Origin of the sequence: Microbacterium commune, from assembly GCF_014836945.1 — a bacterium.
Lineage (GTDB): Bacteria > Actinomycetota > Actinomycetes > Actinomycetales > Microbacteriaceae > Microbacterium > Microbacterium commune.
On sequence record NZ_JACSPX010000001.1, the window covers coordinates 1,458,511 to 1,477,961 of the forward strand.

Below are 19,451 nucleotides of genomic sequence, written 5' to 3' on the forward strand. Positions count from 1 at the left end.
CGGCACGAACTCATACCGGAGCGATGGGCGGGTCGAGAAGTAGAGGAATCCGATGACCGACCGCAACGACTCCCTGTTCGACACCGCCCGCTCCGTGATCCCGGGCGGCGTGAACTCGCCGGTGCGCGCGTACGGCTCGGTCGGCGGGACCCCGCGGTTCCTGGCATCCGCCTCCGGCGCCCGCGTGACGGATGCCGCGGGACGCGAGTACATCGACCTCGTCGCATCGTGGGGCCCCGCGCTGCTCGGTCACGCGCAGCCCGAGGTGGTGCGGGCGGTTCAGGATGCCGCGACCCGCGGCCTCTCGTTCGGAGCACCCACCGAGGGCGAGGTCGAGCTCGCGCAGCTGATCGCCGAGCGGGTGCGCCACGGCGACGTCCGCCCGGTGGAGCGGGTGCGCCTGGTCTCGACGGGCACCGAGGCGACCATGACGGCGATCCGCCTCGCCCGCGGTGCCACCGGACGCGACCTGCTGGTGAAGTTCGCCGGCCACTACCACGGCCACTCCGACGGGCTGCTCGCCGCGGCAGGATCCGGCGTCGCCACGCTCGCGCTGCCGGGATCGGCCGGCGTGCCCGCGCCGATCGCCGCGCAGACACTCGTGATCGACTACAACGACCCGGATGCCCTGGCCGCGGTCTTCGCCGAGCACGGCGACCGGATCGCCGCGGTGATCGTCGAGGCGGCCTCGGCGAACATGGGCGTGGTCGCACCGCTGCCCGGCTTCAACAAGCTCATCGCCGACACCGCCCACGCGCACGGCGCGCTGATGATCCTCGACGAGGTGCTCACCGGCTTCCGCGTGCACCCCGCCGGGTTCTGGGGGCTGCAGCAGCAGGCGGGCGAGCAGTACGTTCCCGACATCATCACGTTCGGCAAGGTCGTCGGTGGCGGGATGCCGCTCGCGGCCCTGGGTGGCAGCTCCGCGGTCATGGACATGCTGGCCCCGGTCGGTCCCGTCTACCAGGCGGGCACGCTGTCGGGGAATCCGCTGTCGGTGGCCGCGGGGATCGCGACGCTGCGGCTCGCGACGCCCGAGGTCTACGCACACATCGACGCCGCGGCCGGGCGGCTGGCTGCGTCGCTGGACGCGGCCCTCACCGACGCCGGCGTCGTGCACTCGGTGCCCAGGGCTGGCAGCCTGTTCGGTGTCGCCTTCCTGCCCGAGGCTCCGCGCGACTACGCGACCGCCCAGACGCAGGAGTCGTTCCGGTACGCCCCGTTCTTCCACTCCATGCGCGAGCAGGGCGTGGCGCTGCCGCCCAGCGTGTTCGAAGCGTGGTTCCTCACGGCCGCGCACGGCGACGATGAGCTCGCCGCCATCGAGGCTGCACTGCCCGCGGCGGCTGCGGCCGCGGCATCCGCCTGACCCGACCGTCGCGGTCTGCGCATCCCCGTTCGGGGTTGCCGGTTCAGCACAAGAGGATCGTTGCGCTCCTGTCAGCAAGTCGCGTGCGCGTCGCTCGCGCGGTTTGGCAGACTGGACGCATGGTGACCCTGCTGCTGGATCAGACGCGACTTGAGATCGTGCTCTCGCCGATCGAGCGGGCCTCGACCTTCCACCGCCAGAACGTGCGGGTCGAGCGCGAGCACATCACCAAGGTGCAGCTGACTCAGGATGCCTGGACCTGGCTCCGCGGTGTGCCGGGACCCGGCACGTACATCCCGGGCGTCCTCGCCGCCGGCACGTGGAAGGCCGCCGAGACCACCGACTTCGTGCTGATCCGGCGCAGAAAGCCCAGCGTCGTGATCGACCTCGAAGGCGACGCGCAGTTCCAGAGGCTCATCCTCACCACCCGGCACGGGCTCGCGCTGACCCAGGCTCTCCGGCTCGAGGTCAGCGACCAGCCCGAGGATGTCGTCGACATCGCGACCGGCTCGGTGCCGGTGCAGAAGCAGCGCCCGCGTCCGGTCATCCGTCCGCGACCGCGCACCGTCTGACCGAAGCGGCGTGTGCCGCGCCCGCCGACCGTGAGATCTCCGACCGTGCGGGGCGACGCAGCGAGTCGTCAGCGCTCCTGGTGGCCCTGGTCGCCGTCGTTGGAAGCGGGGTCGGTGCTCGGGTCTACGTCAGAGCCCTCTGTCGCGGCATCGGCATCCGCCTCAGCAGACTCCTCGCGGCGCTGGGCACGCGAGCTGTACGGGTAGTCGGGAGCCGGGCCGTCGAAGAAGCGGCTGGCCGCGGCCGACAGCGAAGTGCGCATGGCGGCGAGCCGCGGGTCGTCGTCGCCGTCGTCGACCGTGTCATCGTCATCGTCGCCCGAGAGCGAGGGTGTCACGATCGAGATGGCCTCGGTCGCGGGAGCCGCGTTCTCGGACCCTTCGGTGGTGACCGACGCGGGCAGGCCCGTGATCAGCTCGGTGAAGGTCGGCTCGACGGATGCTGACGGCAGCGTCACCGCCTCGGTCGCGAGCGGCAGGATGAGCGGCCGCGTCTCGTCCGAGTGAGTGGTCTCGTCGTCGGCGACAGTGTCGTCCGCGTCGGTGCCGTCAGTGCCGGCGTCGATGTCGGCGTCGTCGGCTGCGGCTGCGTCTGAATCCGTGTCTGCGTCGGCGCCGTCGGTCTCGGTGCTGGTGGCGGCACCTGCGTCTGTGGCGTCTTCCGCGCCGGTGCCAGCGCCTGAAGCGGACTCGTCGACGTGGTCGCGGGTGGCATCCTCGTCCGCCGCCGACGAGGCGTCTGCCTCGACATCGGTCGCCGTCGCGGCGTCCAGGTCGGTCGCCGTCGCGGCGTCCAGGTCGGTCGTCTGCGCGGCATCGGCGTCCGCGTCCGTGTCCGTGTCCGAGTCCGTATCGGCATCCGAGCCCATGTCGGCGTCGTCCACCGCGCCCGAGTCGGCGTCCGCGCCCGCGTCGGCCTGGGTGTCCGCGTCGGCATCCGCGTCCGAGTCAGCGGCCTCGGCCTCGGCGTCGGCGTCGGCCGCGGCGTCGGCCTCCGGGCCGGAATCCGCGTCCGTGTCGGCATCCGCGCCCGAGTCGGGATCGGTGCCGGAGTCCTCCGACACGGCCTCATCCGCGTCATCCGCGTCATCCGTGTCGGCTGGGGCCGCCCCGTATCCGGCACCGGCTGCTGCGACGGCGCCGCCATCGGCGACGAGAGCGGCCGCGCCCGAGAACGGCATGCCGCCCGCGACGAGGGCCGCGTCGGCAGCGCCGGCGTCCCCGGTGTCGGCGTGCTCCGCAGCAGCGTCGGCATCCGCGGCATCCGTCTCGGCCGGGGCGGCCGGGGCGGCCGGGGCGTCGGGAGCGGTGCCCGGCGCAGCGTCGGCAGCGGCGGTCGCATTCACCGGATCCGACGCGTGCGCCACCCGGTTCGCGGAGGTGTCGAGGCGCGGGCTGTCGGCGCGGCGGCCGTAGACGAGGTCGAGGAAGACCTCCTCGAGGCTGGGGCCGCGCTGCTGCAGCATGGTCAGCGCGACACCGGCTTCGGCGGCGACGGCGCCGACGGCGGCCGAGTCAGAATCGCGCACGGTGACGCCCGAGCGCAGCACGTCGAAGTCGAGCTTCGCAGCCGACAGCGCGGTGATCAGGGGTGCGCGGTTCTCGGCATCCACCACGACCGCGCCGCCCGAGGCATCCGCGAGCTCCGAGATCGGACCGGCGTGCACCGCACGGCCCTTCGAGAGCACGACGACGTCGTCGGCGACCTGCTCGATCTCACTCAGCACGTGAGACGAGACAAGCACGGTGCGACCCTCATCCGCCAGGCGGCGCATCAGCAGACGCATCCATCGGATGCCCTCGGGGTCGAGTCCGTTGGCCGGCTCATCGAGCACGAGCACGCCCGGGTCGCCGAGCAGCGCCGACGCGACGGCGAGACGCTGCCGCATACCCAGTGAATAGCTGCCGAGGCGGGTGTCGCCGTCGTCCTGCAGGCCGACCAGGTGCAGCACCTCGGCGACCCGAGCGGACGGGATGCCGTTCGCCTTGGCGGCGAGCATCAGCTGGCGACTCGCGGTGCGGCGAGGGCGGTACGCCGACTCCTCGAGGACGGCGCCGATGGTGCGCAGCGGGTGCCGCAGGTCGGAGTAGCTTGCACCGCCGATGGTCGCGGTGCCCGAGGTCGGACGGATCTGGCCGAGCAGGATGCGCAGCGACGTGGTCTTCCCTGCGCCGTTCGGCCCGAGGAATCCGGTGACAGCGCCCGGCTCGACGCGGACGGAGAGGTCGGAAACGGCGGTCACCGCGCCGAAGCGCTTTGTGACCTGGGTGAACTCGAGCACCTGTCCTTCGGGCATGGCGACCTCTCCTGTTCGGGACAATCTCTTCCATCTTCGCGGAAACCTGGGAGAATCCGCGCTTCACCTGCCGGAAACGGGCATCCTCGTGCGCAGATCGGGGCAGATAGGAGCAGATCGGAGCAGATCGGGAAGCGGAGTAGCCTGACAGGCGTGACCGACACCGAAGCCGCCACCGTCCTCGTTCGCACCGACAGCTCGCTCGGACGCATCACGCTCAATCGTCCCCGCGCGATCAACGCACTGGATCTCGGGATGATCGAGCAGATCACCGCAGCGCTCACCGCATGGGTCGACGACACCGACGTGCAGACCGTCCTGATCGACGGTGCCGGCGATCGAGGCCTCTGCGCGGGCGGCGACGTGCGTGCCCTGTACGACTCGATCACCGCGGGCCATCCCGATCACATCGCGGAGTTCTTCCGCGCCGAGTACGCGATGAACGCGTTGATCGCCGAGTACCCCAAGCCCATTGTCGTCTTCGCAGACGGCATCACGATGGGCGGTGGCATCGGCCTCGCCGGCCACGCCGCCGTGCGCATCGTGACAGAGCGCTCGCGTCTGGCGATGCCCGAGACGCGCATCGGCTTCACTCCCGACGTCGGCGGCACCTGGCTGCTCGGCCGGGCGCCGGGTCGGCTGGGCGAGTACTTCGGCCTCACGGGTCAGAGCATGAGCGCGGCGGATGCCCTGTATCTGGGCTTCGCCGATCATCACGTGCCGTCCGAGAACCTCGACGGCCTGCGCGACGCGCTCGCCACCCGCGCCGACCCGGGCACCCCGAACGAGCTGACCCTGCTGTTCGACGAGACGCCGGAGCCGTCGCAGCTGCCCGCCGCGCGGGTGTGGATCGACGAGGCGTTCTCGGCCGACACGGTGGGGGAGATCATGCAGCGGCTGCGCGAATCGGATGCTCAGGATGCCGCGACTGCGCTGGCGACGCTGGAGGAGCTCTCGCCCACCGCCCTCGCCGTCACGCTCGATGCGGTGCGCGAGGCGCGGACGATGAGCGGCGTGCGGGAGGCGCTCGAGGGCGAGTACCGCCGGGTCATGTGGTTCGGACACAGTCATCCCGACCTGGTCGAGGGCATCCGTGCTCAGCTGGTCGATAAGGACCGCAATCCGAAGTGGCAGCCCGCGACCGTCGCCGACCTGCCGCCGGATGCCGGTGCGCCGGCGCGCGCCTACGTGCCCGAGCCGGCGCTGTTCTGAGCCGGGCCTTTGCAGGTGCTTCGCCCGCTGGGGCGGCGCTCGCTGGGGCGGCGCTGTCGTTGAGCGCGCCCGCTCGAGGTAGGTCAACAGCCCGACGTAGGTGATTCTGCGCGGTATTCGCCTGTGTTCGCGGGTTCGCCTACCTCCGATGAGTGGTCAGACTGAGGCGATGAGCGGTCAGACCGAGGCGACGAGCTCCAGCAGTCGCGCGACGTGGGCGGCGGCCACCCGCTCGCTCGCATACGCGACCGCGGCCTCGCGCGGAGCCGCGAGCAGCGCGCGGTCGGCCGCGAGCCGGATGATCAGGTCGGCCAGGCCCTCAGCATCCGGACTGGGGGTGCCGAGCGCGGCGTCGCCGAACTCCGTCGCGAGCACGGGGTCGCTGACGATCACCGGGCGTCCGTGCGCGAACGCCTCGAGCGCGACCATCGGCTGGTTGTCGAAGCCGAGCGAGGTGATGAGGGCGGCATCCGCGGCATCCATCAGCTCGCCGACTCGTTCACCCGGAACCGATCCGTGGAAGGTCACGCCCGGCACGGGTCGGTGCGTGCCGCCGGCGACGTCGAGGTGCACCCGGCCCTCACCGAGACGCTCGACAACGAGGCGCATCGCGTCGAGTGCGACGTCGACGCGCTTCTCGGGCGCGAAGCGCGCCACCCACAGCAGGCGCAGCGGTTCGTCCTCCGGCGCGGGGGCCACCCGAAGCGGCTGGGCGACGTTCGAGAACGCCTCGACCCGCCCTGCGCCCGCATCGCGCAGCGCCACAGCTTGGTGCTTCGAGGGCGAGAGAACGATGTCGGCGCGCTCCGCGACGCGCAGCGTCATGGTCCGCAGAGAATTGTTCAGCGGATGGCTGCCAGTGAAACGGCCGCCATTCCGGATGCCGGTGAGCGAGCGGTGCACGCGCGAGACCACCGGCGCGAATGGGGCCAGCGCTGCCGGAGCGCGCCAGAAGAAGGTGTGCACGGTGTGCAGCGAGGGGATCCCCAGCTGGCGCGCCACGTCGATCGCGGCCGCCGCGACTGCGAACTCGGAGTGCAGGACGACCGCACCGACACCGTGCCGACGGATCGTCGCGGCGACCAGCGGCTCGAGATCGCGGGCCCGTCCGAGCAGCGGCAGGTCGAGCACCGGGATCGTGCCGCGCCTCGGCGGGGAGACCGTGGTGATGCCGTCTGACGTCAGAGCGTCCGCATCCGGTGCCAGGACGACAACCCTCACACCTTCGCCGGCGAGAGCCTGCGCCTGACGGATGAAAGCCGTCTGCGCACCGCCGAGGTACTTCAGCGAGTAGTCGCACACCATCAGCACGGCAGGGCGGGCGGCGTTCTCAGAGGGCATGACAGCGAGTCTATTCAGGGTCGTGCGGCCCGACGCTGTGCGCTACCGTGAGCTGTGACGAGGAGGTCTCATGAGCACGTCGATCGAGCGTCGAGATGGGCGCATGGCCGTGGCCGGGGCATTGCTCGCGGGCGCGGGCGTCGTCAGTGCGGCCATCGCCGCTGTGTTGATGTTCGCCGTCGATGATGCGGATGCGGCACGCGGGTTCGCATTCGTCGGTATGGTCGGCGTCATCGGCGCCGTCACTGCGGCTGTGAATTCGGCAACGAGCGAGCGCAAGGCCGTGTTCGCCACCGGAGGAGTGCTGCTGTTCGTCGCGTCATCCACGATGTTCGGGATGAGCTTCTCCTGAAGCGCGATCGGGCCGCCGGCTGATCCTGTTCCGCTGACAGCGAAGGTCAGCCCTGCGGGGGATACGGATGTCGGCGGTTAGTGGCACGATGTGTGATGGCCGCGTCTCGGCCCTCCGAATCCTCACAAGGAAGTCCGCCTGTGCTCGGAAAACTCCTCACCCGCTATCTGAAGCGCTACTGGCCGCTGCTGGTCACGATCATCGTGCTGCAGTTCGCCAGCGTGATGGCATCCCTCAACCTGCCCGAGATCAACGCCGACATCATCAACAACGGTGTCGCCAAGGCCGACATCGGCTACATCTGGAACCGCGGCGGCTTCATGCTGCTCGTGTCGCTCGGGCAGATCCTCGCCTCGATCCTCGCCACCTTCTTCGCCGCGCGCATGGCGATGAGCGCCGGGCGTGACATCCGCGCCGACGTCTTCGCCCGGGTGAGTGGATTCTCCGAGCGTGAGGTGTCTCAGTTCGGCGCGGGCTCGCTGATCACCCGCAACACGAACGACGTGCAGCAGGTGCAGATGCTGGCGATGATGGGCGCGACGATGTTCGTCACCGCACCGCTGCTGGCGATCGGCGGCATCATCAAGGCCATCCAGACCGACGTCGGCCTCAGCTGGCTGATCGCCGTGTCGGTGCCCCTGCTGCTGATCATCGCGGTCGTGATCATCGGGCGCATGGTGCCGCTGTTCCGTCGCAACCAGGCCAAGCTCGACGACGTCAACCGCATCATGCGCGAGCAGCTGACCGGCGTGCGCGTGGTGCGCGCCTTCGTGCGTGAGCGCATCGAAGAGCGCCGGTTCCGCGAGGTCAACACCGACCTCATGGTGCTGGGCCGCAACATCGGCTCGCTGTTCGTGCTGATGTTCCCGCTGTTCATGCTCGTGCTCAACGTCACGATCGTCGCGGTGGTGTGGTTCGGCGGCGTGGAGATCAACGCGGGTAACGCAGAGATCGGCACGATCTTCGCGTTCATGCAGTACATCGGCCAGATCATGATGGGCGTCATCATGTCGAGCTTCATGGCGATGATGATTCCGCGCGCCGCGGTCTCGGCCGAGCGCGTCACCGAGGTGCTCGACGCGGAGTCGTCGATGACCCGTCCCGAGAACGGCGTCACCGAGTTCCCCGAGCCGGGGGTGGTCGCCTTCCGCAACGTCGAGTTCACCTACCCCGGTGCCGAGGTCCCGGTGCTGAACGACATCACCTTCGAGGCCCGGCCTGGTGAGACGGTGGCGATCATCGGATCGACCGGCTCGGGAAAGACCACGCTCGTCTCGCTGATCCCGCGACTCTTCGACGCGACCGGCGGTGTCGTGCAGGTCGGCGGGGTCGACGTGCGCGAGGCCGACCTCGACGCGCTGTGGCAGGGCATCGGACTCGTGCCGCAGCGACCCTTCCTGTTCTCCGGCACCGTGGCATCCAACCTGCGCTACGGGCGGGCGGACGCCACCGACGACGAGCTGTGGGCGGCGCTCGAGATCGCCCAGGGGCGGGACTTCGTCGAGGCGATGCCCGACGGGCTCGCGTCGCGCATCGCCCAGGGCGGCACGAACGTCTCGGGCGGCCAGCGGCAGCGTCTGGCGATCGCCAGGGCGATCGTGCACCGGCCGCGCATCCTCGTGTTCGACGACTCGTTCTCGGCTCTCGACCTGACGACGGATGCCCGGCTGCGCCAGGCGCTGTGGCGAGAGCTTCCCGACGTCACCAAGATCGTCGTCGCGCAGCGCGTCTCGACCATCACGGATGCCGACCGCATCGTCGTCCTCGACGACGGTGCCGTGGTCGGCGTGGGCAGGCACGACGAGCTGCTCGTCGCCAGCCCCACGTACCGGGAGATCGTCGAATCGCAGCTGGGGGTGGACGCGTGAGCGGGCAGAGCACGGCGCAGGTCGAGATGACCGCCGCCGAGAAGGAAGAAGCCGAGCTCGCCGAGAAGGCGCGCCTCGAGGGCGGCAGCATGTGGGACGGCCCGGCACCGGGCAAGGCCGACAATTTCGGGCCCAGCTTCAGGCGCATGATCGGGCTGCTCAAGCCCTCCGCCTGGTGGTTCGCGCTGGTGTCGTTCTTCGGCGCCATCGGCGTCGTGCTCGCCGTCGCCGCGCCGAAGGTGCTCGGCGAGGCGACCAACGTCGTATACGAGGGATTCATCTCGAGCGTGCTCGGCCGGGGCTTCGGCGGTGCGCCCGGTTTCCCGCAGGGCACCAGCCGCGATCAGGTCGTCGAGGCGCTGCGCGGCACCGGACAGGACGAGTTCGCCAACATGATCTCGGCGATGGACGACTTCGCGGTCGGCGACGGAGTCGACTTCGAGCGCCTGCGCTGGATCATCATCGCCGTGCTGGCCATCTACGTCGTCTCCTCGATCCTCAGCTGGCTGCAGGGGTACGTGATCAACGTCATCATGGTGCGCACCATGTGGCGTCTGCGTGAGGACGTCGAGGCGAAGATCAACCGGCTGCCGCTGTCGTACTTCGACAAGGTGCAGCGCGGTGAGCTGATCTCACGCGTCACCAACGACATCGACAACATCACCCAGACCATGCAGCAGTCGCTCTCGGGCGCGCTCACCAGCGTGCTCACGGTGGTCGGCGTGCTGGTCATGATGTTCTCGATCTCGTGGCAGCTGGCGCTGGTCGCCCTCGTCTCGCTGCCGCTCATGGGCGTCATCTTCGGCATCATCGGTCCGCGCTCGCAGAAGGCCTTCGGCACGCAGTGGCGCAAGGTCGGTCGTCTGAACGCGCGGGTGGAGGAGGCGTTCTCCGGTCACGCACTGGTGAAGGTGTTCGGCCGTGAGAAGGACGCCCTCGAGAGCTTCCAGGTCGAGAACGAGGAGCTGTTCCAGGCGGCGTTCAAGGCGCAGTTCCTCTCGGGCATCATCATGCCCGCGATGATGTTCGTCGGAAACCTGCAGTACGTCGGCATCGCGGTGCTCGGTGGACTGCTCGTCGCGGGCGGCAACCTGCGCCTCGGTGACGTGCAGGCGTTCATCCAGTACTCGCAGCAGTTCAGCCAGCCGCTCAGCGAGCTGGGCGGCATGGCCGCCGTCGTGCAGTCGGGCACCGCCTCGGCCGAGCGGGTGTTCGACCTGCTCGACGCCGAGGAGCAGGATCCGGATGCCGAAGACGCACCCTCCGCGCCGGAGGGCAAGGGCGTCATCGAGTTCGAGCACGTCGCGTTCTCGTACACCTCCGATCGTCCGCTGATCACCGACCTGTCGTTCCGGGTGGAGCCGGGGCAGACCGTCGCGATCGTGGGACCGACCGGCGCGGGCAAGACGACGCTCGTGAACCTCATCATGCGGTTCTACGAGCTCGACTCGGGCCGTATCCTGCTCGACGGTCAGGACATCTCCGAGCTGCGCCGCGACGACCTCCGTGCGCGCACGGGCATGGTCCTGCAGGATCCGTGGCTGTTCGCCGGCAGCATCCGCGAGAACATCCGCTACGGCAACGACGCGGCCACCGACGAGCAGATCGTCGCCGCGGCCGAGGCGACCTACGTCGACCGGTTCGTGCACTCGCTGCCCGAGGGCTACGAGACCGTGCTCGACGAAGACGCCTCGAACGTCTCGGCGGGTGAGCGTCAGCTGATCACCATCGCCCGCGCCTTCGTGTCGCAGCCGTCGATCCTCATCCTCGACGAGGCGACGAGCGCGGTCGACACCCGCACCGAGCTGCTGCTGCAGCAGGCGATGGCGGCGCTTCGCGAGGGGCGCACGTCGTTCGTGATCGCCCATCGCCTGTCGACCATCCGCGACGCCGACCTCATCCTGGTGATGGAGCACGGTGACATCGTCGAGCAGGGCGACCACGACGAGCTGATCGCCCGCCGCGGCGCGTACTGGCGGCTGTACCAGTCGCAGTTCGAGCAGGCGGCGACCGACATCGACGCCGAGGAGGCGATCACAGGCTCTGTGCCCGTGATCGTCGCCGAAGACGCGCACGATGAGCGCGAGGCGATCGTCGAGCAGAAGGTCATCGCCGCCCCTGACACCCGCCAGCTCGGCGAAGCGGTGAAGGAGGCCGAGTCGACGGCATCCGACCCTGAACGCGGCTGATCCCGCGGGGTGCTCGGCTGTCCGTCGGCGCCCCGTCGGAGGGGCGGTCAGTCGTTGTCGAGGCCGAGGAGCGCGAGCGGGTGGGTCAGTCGCCACCAGGCACTCGGCTGGGTGATGTCGTCGGCGAGCGAGACCGAGGCGGTCGCGGTGCCGATGGGGCCCTCGACGGTGAGGGTGCCGACCTCAGCGCCCGCTGACCTCTTGTCGCCGAGCGAGAACGAGGTCGTGGCCGACGCGTCGGAGCCGTTCCAGAGCAGCACGCGCGCGTCGGCATCCGTCACCACGTCGACGCGATCGCCCCACTCGGTGCTGACTCGGCCGACCACGGTTCGCGAGGGAACGGACGGCGGCTGCTCGGCGAGCGTCGTCTCCATCTCGGACAGAAGCTGACGGGTCGCATCCAACCGCTCAGTGTTCCCGACCTGCCCGAGCACCGAGGTGTACAGGCGCACGGTGGTGTCGCCGAACGCGACGTCCTTCGCGGTGAGCAGGTGCCAGCGCGTCAGCGTCCCCGTCTTCACCCCGACCACACCCGGGTCGTCGAGCATCTGGTTGGTGTTGGTGACCACTCCCGCACCGGGGATGTCGGCCGAGCGGGTGGCGACGATCTCGGCGAAGACGGGATTCGCCATCGCGAGCTCGGCGATCTGGATCAGCGCTGCGGGCGGCGCCACATTCGCTTCGCTGAAACCCGAGGGGGAGGCGAGGGTGACGCCCTCGATGCCGCGGTCGCTGAGCCACTTCGCCGACGCCTCGGCGAACCCGCGCTGCGAGCCCCAGATCTCCTTCGCGAGGCGGTCGATGTAGTTGTTCGCCGAGCCCAGCATGACGCCCTGCAGCATCTGATACTCGGTCAGGCTGCCGCCGACCGGCACATCGAGCGACGACTGGTCCATGCTGCGGTAGCGCCAGAACTCGCGGGCGTCCGCGAGGGTGAAGGCGAAGCTCGGGCCCTGCTCGCCGACCTTCAGCGGCAGCTCGTCGAGCACCATCATCACGCTGACCACCTTCGAGATGCTCGCGATCTCGCCGGCCGACGCGGTGGACGCGACCGGTGTCATGCCCTGGATGCCCACGGCCGCACTGCCCGTGGTGGGCCACGTCATGGTCGCGGCCGGAGCGGGAGCGATCTCGATGGTGGATGCCTCGACCACCGGCGCCACCTCGTCCAGCGGCCACAGCAGCATGGTCGAGACGTACGCGCCGCACAGCGCGAGGACGAAGCCGAGCGGCAGGAGCACGCGAGGACGACGCCACTCCGGGGTGAGCCGGGCACCGGCGAAGAGGTCGCGCGGCTGCGCCCCCCGCACGTGCTCGTCGAGCAGGTCGGACGGCTCCAACCAGGTCAGCGCGGTGGGAGGGCGGGCGGCGTCCGCCCACTCCGTCTGAGACTCACCGCCCGTGTGCGACTCCTCGGCTGCGCGGGGCTCCTCGGCTGCGCGGGAGCGGGTTCCCGCGGGCTCCGCGGTCGGCAGCGCCGCGTCGGGGGCATCCCCAGCCGCAGCATCCTCGACGGCGAACCGCTCCGGTCCGAGGCTCTCGCCGAACGCGGGAAGCGCCGCCGCACCGGCGGAGGGATGCTCGGCGCGTGCGCGAGTGCGCTCGCGCACGGCACGGCGCGTCGCCGGCGTCGTCGACTTGGGGGGAGGTGTCACGCGACCACGCTACAGCCCGGTGTTTCACGGAACGAAACGCCCGCCCCGGATGGTGGCGACCGGGGCTATGATCGTGCCATCACCACGGGAGTCCGGACAGCCGGGCTGAGAGGAAGCGATCCGCGCTTCGACCGTCGAACCTGATCCGGATCATGCCGGCGCAGGGAGGAGTTCAGATGAGCACGTCCATGTCCGCGTCCACCGCGCAGACCACCCCCGCACCCGCCGCTCGCAACCTGCGCTGGCGCGTCGTCGACATCGTCGTCGCCGCCGTGCTCGGCGTCGCGATCGGCCTGCTGTTCTGGGGCTGGAACATCATCGGCGGCGCCTGGTTCGGGGCCGCCGACGCCCTGACCCCCGGATTCGGCGGCATCGCCGTCGGCATCTGGCTGATCGGCGGCGTCATCGGCGGACTCGTGATCCGCAAGCCCGGCGCCGCTCTCGTCGTCGAGCTGATCGCCGCGATCATCTCCATGCTCATCGGCAACGTGTGGGGCGTCTCGACCGTGCTCTCCGGGCTCGTGCAGGGTCTCGGCGCCGAACTGATCTTCGCGCTGTTCCTCTACCGCCGGTTCGGCATCGTCGTCGCCGCCCTCTCGGGCGTGGGTGCGGCGGTGGCCGCGTGGGTCTTCGAGATGTTCTACGGCTCGTCGCCGAACTTCCTCAAGAGCATCGAGTTCAACGCGATCTACCTCGGTGCGCTCGTCATCTCGGGTGCGCTGCTGGCCGGCGTGGTCGGCTGGCTGCTCGTGCGCGCGCTCGCCTCGACGGGGGCGCTGAGCCGGTTCGCGGCCGGCCGGGAAGTGCGCCAGGAGGTCTGAGCGTGTCGTCTCCGGCTCGCGTCACCGCGAACGGGTGGGGCTGGCGCTACGCCGGCCGACGGCTGCCCGCGGTCAGCGACGTCTCGTTCACCATCGAGCCCGGCGAGCGGGTGCTGCTGCTGGGTGCCTCGGGTGCGGGCAAGTCGACGCTGCTCGCCGGCCTCGCCGGCGTGCTCGGCGACGCTGATGAGGGCGAGCGCACCGGTGCGCTGCTCGTCGACGGGGCCGCGCCCGAGTCGCAGCGAGGGCGGATCGGCCTGGTGCTGCAGGACCCGGATGCCGGGGTCGTGCTGTCGAAGGTCGGCGATGACGTGGCCTTCGGCTGCGAGAACCTCGGCGTGCCGGCAGACGAGATCCCCGGCCGCGTCGCATCGGCGCTCGAGTCCGTCGGTCTCGATGTGCCGCTGGATCGTCCCACGAAGGCCCTCTCGGGTGGCCAGAAGCAGCGCCTCGCGCTGGCCGGCGCCCTCGCGATGCAGCCCGGCCTGCTGCTGCTCGACGAGCCGACCGCGAACCTCGACCCGACCGGGGTGCGGGAGGTGCGCGACAGCGTCGGCAGGGCGCTGGATGCCACCGGCGCCACGTTCGTCGTCGTCGAGCACCGCACCGAGGTCTGGCTCGACCTGCTGACCCGCGTCATCGTGCTCGCCGCCGACGGCGGCCTGCTCGCAGACGGTCCGCCCGCGGTCGTGTTCGCGCAGCACGGCGATGCGCTCGCCGATGCCGGAGTGTGGGTGCCCCACCACGACATCGATGTGCCGGTGCTCCCGTCCGCCGATCCCGTGACGGGCGCGGTGCTCGAGACGGCCGATCTCGCCGTGTCGCGTGACGGTCGCACCGCCGTGCAGAGCAGACTCGAGCTGCGGATACCGTGCGCGGCGGCGACGGTCGTCACCGGACCCAACGGTGCCGGCAAGTCCACGCTCGCGCTCACCCTCGCGGGTCTGCTGCCGGAACTGCAGGGAACGGTGCTCGCCGCACCCGACCTGGCCGGCCGATCCGGCCGCCGGCCCTCGCGCTGGAGGTCGCGTGAGCTGCTGACCCGGATCGGAACCGTCTTCCAGGAGCCGGAGCACCAGTTCCTCGCCCGGACTCTGCGCGACGAGCTGGCCGTCGGTCCCCGGGCGCTCCGGCTGTCTGACACGCAGGTCGATGCGGTCGTCGACGACCTTCTCGAGCGCCTGCACCTCGCTCCGCTCGCGCTCGCGAATCCGTTCACGCTCAGCGGCGGACAGAAGCGGCGGCTGTCGGTGGCGACCGTGCTGGCGGCCGCTCCGCAGGTGCTCGTGCTCGATGAGCCCACCTTCGGTCAGGATCGACGCGGATGGATCGGGCTCGTGGAGCTGCTGCAGGCCGAGGTCCGCGCGGGTCGCACGGTGATCGCCGTCAGTCACGATGACGCGGTGGTGCGCCACCTCGGCGGGCATCGCATCCAGCTCGATCCGGCGCCGGGAGACGACCATCGGCCATCGCCGGCTGACGTCCGAAGGGGGCGGCGATGACGACCACGACGACCCGTTCGACGTCGACGCGGTCCACTCCTCCCGGCGCAGCCGATCGCCCGGTATGGCTCGACGGGGTGAATCCCGTCACGAAGATCGTGCTCGCGCTGCTGCTGTCGGTGCCGCTGTTCGCGTCGATCGACCCGGTGAGCGCCCTGGTGGCCATCGCCCTGCAGCTGCTCTGCCTGCCGTTGACCGGCCTGCCCGTGCGCACCGTGCTGCTGCGGCTGCTGCCCATCGCCCTGTTCTCGCCGATCGCCGGACTCAGCATGCTGCTCTACGCCGAGCCGGAGGGGGAGGTGTTCTTCCGCTTCGGCTTCGCCGCCATCAGCGAGGGGTCGATCGCGCTCGCCGTGGCGGTGACGCTGCGCGTGATCGCCCTCGGTCTGCCGACCATCCTGCTGTTCGGACGCACGGATCCGACCGAGCTCGGCGATGCCCTCGCGCAGGTCGCGCACCTGCCGAGCCGGTTCGTGCTCGGGGCGCTGGCCGGAGCGAGGATGCTGGGGCTCTTCATCGACGACTGGCGCACCATGTCGCTGGCCCGACGTGCGCGGGGTGTGGGTGATCACGGCGCGCTGCGTCGCTTCTTCTCGATGGCCTTCGTCCTGCTCGTCTTCGCGGTGCGCCGCGGCACCAAGCTGGCGATGGCGATGGAGGCGCGGGGGTTCGGCTCGGGAATCGAGCGCACGTGGTCGCGTCCCTCGCGCCTGCACGCGCGCGATGGTGCGGCGCTGCTCGGCGGCATCGCGATCATGGCACTCGCCATCGCCGCGGCGGTCGTGACAGGGGTCTTCCGGTTCGTGTGGAGCTGACTCGGTACCCGTCGTCGGGCGAGGCGCTGTCGTAGGCTCGTTCGCGACGAGGGTCCATGGTCTCAGCATCCATCCGCCCGCATCCGCCGGGGCACTCATCCGTCGGGACACTCGGGGCCACGTATGCTGAGACTCAGTCGCATTCGGCGTCCGACCGAGGCCGAGCCGTTCGAAGGAGAACACGATGCAGATCACGGGACAGGGCGCGCTCATCACGGGCGGCGCCAGCGGACTCGGGCTCGCCACGGCGCGCAGGCTCTCGGCCGCCGGAGCGCGGGTCGCGATCATCGACCTGCCGTCCTCCGCGGGTGAGGAGATCGCCGCCGAGCTCGGCGGGCTGTTCCTGCCTGCCGACGTGACGAGTTCCGAGCAGATCGCCGCCGCCGTGGCATCCGCGCACACCGTCGCACCGCTGCGCATCGTCGTCAACTGCGCGGGCATCGCCCCGCCGGCGAAGGTTCTCGACCGGGACGGCAACCCCGCCGACCTCGACGCGTTCGAGCGCATCGTGCGCATCAACCTCGTGGGCACCTTCAATGTCATCTCGCAGGCCGCGGCCGTCATCGCCCAGACCGAGCCGACCGACGGCGGCGATCGAGGCGTCATCGTGAACACCGCCAGTGTCGCCGCGTTCGACGGACAGATCGGACAGCCCGCCTACTCGGCATCGAAGGGCGGAGTGCACGCCATGACGCTGCCGATCGCACGAGAGCTCGCGCGTCACGGCATCCGGGTCTGCACGATCGCTCCCGGCATCATGGAGACCCCGATGCTCGCCGGCCTCCCGCAGGCCGCCCAGGACTCCCTCGGTCAGCAGGTGCCGTATCCGTCGCGCCTCGGCAGGCCCGACGAGTATGCGGCCCTCGTCGAGCACATCGTCACCAACGGCTACCTCAACGGCGAGACCATCCGTCTCGACGGCGCCATCCGCATGGCCCCGAAGTAACCCCCCGCCGGCCCGTCGAATCGCTCATATTGCCTCGAAACCCTCCGGGTTCGAGCAATATGAGCGATTCGAAGCCAGAGACCTCCAGGAGAGAAACCATGTCCCTTGCAGGCAAGACCATTCTGATGTCGGGCGGCAGCCGCGGCATCGGCCTCGCCATCGCGCTGCGCGCTGCGGCCGACGGCGCCAACATCGCGATGCTCGCCAAGACCGACACCCCGCATCCGAAGCTCGAGGGCACGGTGCATTCCGCGGCCGACGCGATCCGCGCGGCCGGCGGGCAGGCTCTGCCGATCGTGGGCGATGTGCGCGACGATGCCCAGGTCACCGAGGCCGTCCTGAAGACGCAGGGCGAGTTCGGCGGCATCGACGTCGTCATCAACAACGCCAGCGTCATCGACCTGTCGCGCTCGCTCGACCTGTCCGCCAAGAAGTACGACCTCATGCAGGACGTGAACGTGCGCGGCACCTTCATGCTCTCCCGCGCGGCCGTGCCCGTGCTGCGCGACTCGGCGAACCCGCACATCCTGTCGCTGTCGCCCCCGCTGAACCTCTCGCCCAAGTGGCTGGGCGCGCACACCGGGTACACGCTGGCGAAGTACGGCATGACGATGGCGACGCTGGGTCTGGCTGCCGAGTTCGCGGATGCCGGCATCGCAGCGAACACGCTGTGGCCGCGCACCACGATCGCCACCGCGGCCGTGCAGAACCTGCTGGGCGGCGACCGGGTGATGGCGGCCAGCCGCACCGCCGACATCTACGCCGACGCCGCGTATTCGGTGATCACCAAGCACGCCTCGTCGTACACCGGTCAGACCCTGATCGTCGAGGACGTGCTCGAGGCCGACGGGGTCACCGACTTCTCGTCGTACGCCGCGGTGCCGGGCACGCCGGACGACCGCCTGTTCCCGGACATCTTCCTCGACTGACCGGCCGGCCGGCCGACTGACCGGCCGCGCGATTGACCGGCTGACCGGCCGCGCCTCAGAGCAGCAGGTAGACCGATCCGGCGATCGTGAGCCCGATCACGAGCCGGTCGAACAGCCGCTGGGGGATCCGTCGGGCGATGCGGATGCCGATCAGCGCGCCGATCACGACCATCGGCGCGAGCGCGAGGTCGAGCAGCAGCACCTCGGGAGTGAGCAGCCCGATGCCGGCGAGGAACGGCACCTTCGTGAGGTTGACGATCGCGAAGAACCACGCCGAGGTGCCCAGGAACACCTTCACCGGGGCGCGGGTCGCGAGGAAGTACATCGACATGACCGGTCCGCCCGAGTTGGCGACCATGGTCGTGAACCCGGCCAGCGTCCCGTACCCGGCTGCGGCGATGCGGGCGGATGCCCGGGTGCCGAGAGCATCCGCGTCGACCGCCGACCCGGCGGCGTGCCGTCGCCGCCACAGCGTGAGCGCGATCATCGCGAGCAGGATCACGCCGATCGTGCGACGCACGATGCCGTCGGTGCTGAGCGCCAGGAAGACCGCGCCCACGAGCAGCCCGGCCACGACCGCCGGCGCGAGCCTCAGCAGGGTTCGCCAGTCGGCGTGCCGCCGGTAGGCGATGAGCGCGAAGACGTCGCCGACGATGAACAGCAGCAGCATCGCCGCAGTCGAGGTGCGGGCGGGCAGCACGGATGCCAGGATCACCACCGCGATGGTCGAGCTGCCCGGCAGCGCGGTCTTGCCGAGGCCGGCGATGAGCGCCGCCAGGCCGAGCAGCGCCCACGCGCCGGGCTCCAGAGCGATCATGTCGTGACGCCGGGCACGGCGTGCTCAGCGCGCGGTGGCGAGAGCGGCGGCGAAGCCGGTGGCCCTGGCCTCGAGGTCGGCCCAGTCGGATGCCGCGATCGCGGCGGCGTTGGCCAGATCGCCGCCCGCCCCGACGGCGACGGCGCCCGCGGCGAACCAGGCGGCGAGGTTCTGCGGGGTCACGCCGCCGGTCGGCATCAGGGGAGCGTCGGGGAACGGGCCGCGCAGGGCGCCCAGGTAGCCCGGACCGCCGAGCGAGGCGGGGAAGATCTTGACGACGTCGACGCCCAGGTCGAGGGCGGTCATGACCTCGGTCGGCGTGAGTGCCCCGGTCATCACCACTCGACCGGTCTCGCACATGGCGCGGGTGAGCTCGGGGACGGTGCCGGGGCTGACGAGGAACTCGGCGCCGGCATCCGCGGCCTCAGCCGCCTGGTCGAGGGTGGTCACAGTGCCTGCGCCGACATGCGCGCGCTCGCCGTGCCGACGGATCAGCTCGCGGATGACGGCTGCCGCATCGGGTGTGGAGTAGGTCACCTCGATGCCGGTGATCCCCCCGCGGATGATCGCCTCGGCGGCCTCCAGCGCGGATTCGGGGGACGGTGCGCGCAGAACGGCGAGCACGCCGGCCTCGCGGGTGCGGGTCAGGCGGTCGCTCAGCGGTGCTCGGTTCATGGCGTCTCCTGCGCTCGGTCTGTCGGGCGTCGTGCTGACGGCCGTTCCTTATTCTGCGCTGGTAGCACCTGTAATGACAAGTTGACGCTCG

Annotated in this window: 16 protein-coding genes and 1 riboswitch; of the genes, 11 read left to right on the plus strand and 5 right to left on the minus strand. The window is 70.5% G+C overall.

Annotated elements, in window-relative coordinates; genetic code table 11:
• The first annotated feature begins 52 nt into the window (after nucleotides 1–52).
• The gene (gene hemL, locus H9633_RS06755) at nucleotides 53–1,369 is read left to right on the plus strand and encodes a glutamate-1-semialdehyde 2,1-aminomutase (RefSeq protein ID WP_191712544.1); all 1,317 of its coding nucleotides are present in this window, start codon (nucleotides 53–55) and stop codon (nucleotides 1,367–1,369) included.
• Between the two features lie 119 nt (nucleotides 1,370–1,488).
• Nucleotides 1,489–1,941, plus strand: coding sequence for a hypothetical protein (locus H9633_RS06760; RefSeq protein ID WP_191712545.1), 453 nt, complete (start codon nucleotides 1,489–1,491; stop codon nucleotides 1,939–1,941).
• A 68-nt stretch (nucleotides 1,942–2,009) separates the two neighbouring features.
• Here H9633_RS06760 and H9633_RS06765 read toward each other — a convergent pair whose 3' ends face one another.
• Nucleotides 2,010–4,238 carry an ABC transporter ATP-binding protein gene (locus tag H9633_RS06765; protein WP_191712546.1) on the minus strand — a complete coding sequence of 743 codons (2,229 nt, stop codon included), beginning with the start codon at nucleotides 4,236–4,238 and terminating at the stop codon, nucleotides 2,010–2,012.
• Between the two features lie 153 nt (nucleotides 4,239–4,391).
• On the opposite strand from H9633_RS06765, the gene H9633_RS06770 reads away from it, so the two are divergent.
• A complete protein-coding gene (locus H9633_RS06770; RefSeq protein ID WP_191712547.1) occupies nucleotides 4,392–5,450 on the plus strand; it encodes an enoyl-CoA hydratase/isomerase family protein in 1,059 nt (352 codons plus the stop codon).
• Nucleotides 5,451–5,627: 177 nt separating this feature from the next.
• On the opposite strand, the gene H9633_RS06775 is transcribed toward H9633_RS06770, so the two are convergent.
• On the minus strand, nucleotides 5,628–6,791 hold the full coding sequence (locus H9633_RS06775; protein WP_191712548.1) for a glycosyltransferase family 4 protein: 1,164 nt from the start codon (nucleotides 6,789–6,791) through the stop codon (nucleotides 5,628–5,630).
• 70 nt (nucleotides 6,792–6,861) lie between these two features.
• Here H9633_RS06775 and H9633_RS06780 point away from each other — a divergent pair, with 70 nt between their 5' ends.
• The 3 genes from H9633_RS06780 (at nucleotide 6,862) to H9633_RS06790 (ending at nucleotide 11,200) form a co-directional block, all read left to right on the plus strand.
• Nucleotides 6,862–7,143 carry a hypothetical protein gene (locus tag H9633_RS06780; RefSeq protein WP_191712549.1) on the plus strand — a complete coding sequence of 94 codons (282 nt, stop codon included), beginning with the start codon at nucleotides 6,862–6,864 and terminating at the stop codon, nucleotides 7,141–7,143.
• Nucleotides 7,144–7,283: 140 nt separating this feature from the next.
• Nucleotides 7,284–9,011, plus strand: a complete 1,728-nt coding sequence (locus tag H9633_RS06785; RefSeq protein ID WP_191712550.1) for an ABC transporter ATP-binding protein — start codon at nucleotides 7,284–7,286, stop codon at nucleotides 9,009–9,011.
• Between the two features lie 26 nt (nucleotides 9,012–9,037).
• On the plus strand, nucleotides 9,038–11,200 hold the full coding sequence (locus H9633_RS06790) for an ABC transporter ATP-binding protein (RefSeq protein ID WP_191712960.1): 2,163 nt from the start codon (nucleotides 9,038–9,040) through the stop codon (nucleotides 11,198–11,200).
• Between the two features lie 47 nt (nucleotides 11,201–11,247).
• Here H9633_RS06790 and H9633_RS13255 read toward each other — a convergent pair whose 3' ends face one another.
• On the minus strand, nucleotides 11,248–12,855 hold the full coding sequence (locus H9633_RS13255) for a D-alanyl-D-alanine carboxypeptidase family protein (protein WP_191712551.1): 1,608 nt from the start codon (nucleotides 12,853–12,855) through the stop codon (nucleotides 11,248–11,250).
• Between the two features lie 74 nt (nucleotides 12,856–12,929).
• Nucleotides 12,930–13,039: riboswitch (TPP riboswitch) on the plus strand.
• Here H9633_RS13255 and H9633_RS06800 point away from each other — a divergent pair.
• The 5 genes from H9633_RS06800 (at nucleotide 13,032) to H9633_RS06820 (ending at nucleotide 17,868) form a co-directional block, all read left to right on the plus strand.
• Nucleotides 13,032–13,676, plus strand: coding sequence for an ECF transporter S component (locus H9633_RS06800; protein ID WP_083428817.1), 645 nt, complete (start codon nucleotides 13,032–13,034; stop codon nucleotides 13,674–13,676). It overlaps the preceding riboswitch by 8 nt.
• Before the next feature lie 2 nt (nucleotides 13,677–13,678).
• Nucleotides 13,679–15,178 carry an ABC transporter ATP-binding protein gene (locus tag H9633_RS06805; RefSeq protein ID WP_191712552.1) on the plus strand — a complete coding sequence of 500 codons (1,500 nt, stop codon included), beginning with the start codon at nucleotides 13,679–13,681 and terminating at the stop codon, nucleotides 15,176–15,178.
• On the plus strand, nucleotides 15,175–15,993 hold the full coding sequence (locus H9633_RS06810) for an energy-coupling factor transporter transmembrane component T family protein (RefSeq protein WP_191712553.1): 819 nt from the start codon (nucleotides 15,175–15,177) through the stop codon (nucleotides 15,991–15,993). Before H9633_RS06805 ends, H9633_RS06810 begins: the two co-directional genes overlap by 4 nt.
• Nucleotides 15,994–16,177: 184 nt before the next feature.
• The gene (locus H9633_RS06815; protein WP_191712554.1) at nucleotides 16,178–16,939 is read left to right on the plus strand and encodes a 3-hydroxyacyl-CoA dehydrogenase; all 762 of its coding nucleotides are present in this window, start codon (nucleotides 16,178–16,180) and stop codon (nucleotides 16,937–16,939) included.
• A gap of 98 nt (nucleotides 16,940–17,037) precedes the next feature.
• Complete coding sequence (locus tag H9633_RS06820; RefSeq protein ID WP_191712555.1) at nucleotides 17,038–17,868, plus strand: SDR family oxidoreductase; 831 nt, start codon at nucleotides 17,038–17,040, stop codon at nucleotides 17,866–17,868.
• Nucleotides 17,869–17,923: 55 nt separating this feature from the next.
• Here the strand turns inward: H9633_RS06820 and H9633_RS06825 are convergent, their stop codons facing one another.
• Nucleotides 17,924–18,685, minus strand: a complete 762-nt coding sequence (locus H9633_RS06825) for a sulfite exporter TauE/SafE family protein (RefSeq protein WP_191712556.1) — start codon at nucleotides 18,683–18,685, stop codon at nucleotides 17,924–17,926.
• A 24-nt stretch (nucleotides 18,686–18,709) separates the two neighbouring features.
• Nucleotides 18,710–19,360 carry a bifunctional 4-hydroxy-2-oxoglutarate aldolase/2-dehydro-3-deoxy-phosphogluconate aldolase gene (locus H9633_RS06830; RefSeq protein WP_191712557.1) on the minus strand — a complete coding sequence of 217 codons (651 nt, stop codon included), beginning with the start codon at nucleotides 19,358–19,360 and terminating at the stop codon, nucleotides 18,710–18,712.
• Nucleotides 19,361–19,451 lie beyond the last annotated feature (91 nt).

Coding starts and splice junctions, on each gene's coding strand:
- H9633_RS06810 (WP_191712553.1), top strand. CDS start 15,175: ATGACGACCACGACGACCCGTTCGACGTCGACGCGGTCCACTCCTCCC.
- H9633_RS06800 (WP_083428817.1), top strand. CDS start 13,032: ATGAGCACGTCCATGTCCGCGTCCACCGCGCAGACCACCCCCGCACCC.
- H9633_RS06765 (WP_191712546.1), bottom strand. CDS start 4,238: ATGCCCGAAGGACAGGTGCTCGAGTTCACCCAGGTCACAAAGCGCTTC.
- hemL (WP_191712544.1), top strand. CDS start 53: ATGACCGACCGCAACGACTCCCTGTTCGACACCGCCCGCTCCGTGATC.
- H9633_RS06760 (WP_191712545.1), top strand. CDS start 1,489: ATGGTGACCCTGCTGCTGGATCAGACGCGACTTGAGATCGTGCTCTCG.
- H9633_RS06815 (WP_191712554.1), top strand. CDS start 16,178: ATGCAGATCACGGGACAGGGCGCGCTCATCACGGGCGGCGCCAGCGGA.
- H9633_RS06830 (WP_191712557.1), bottom strand. CDS start 19,360: ATGAACCGAGCACCGCTGAGCGACCGCCTGACCCGCACCCGCGAGGCC.
- H9633_RS06780 (WP_191712549.1), top strand. CDS start 6,862: ATGAGCACGTCGATCGAGCGTCGAGATGGGCGCATGGCCGTGGCCGGG.
- H9633_RS06825 (WP_191712556.1), bottom strand. CDS start 18,685: ATGATCGCTCTGGAGCCCGGCGCGTGGGCGCTGCTCGGCCTGGCGGCG.
- H9633_RS06790 (WP_191712960.1), top strand. CDS start 9,038: ATGACCGCCGCCGAGAAGGAAGAAGCCGAGCTCGCCGAGAAGGCGCGC.
- H9633_RS06775 (WP_191712548.1), bottom strand. CDS start 6,791: ATGCCCTCTGAGAACGCCGCCCGCCCTGCCGTGCTGATGGTGTGCGAC.
- H9633_RS06820 (WP_191712555.1), top strand. CDS start 17,038: ATGTCCCTTGCAGGCAAGACCATTCTGATGTCGGGCGGCAGCCGCGGC.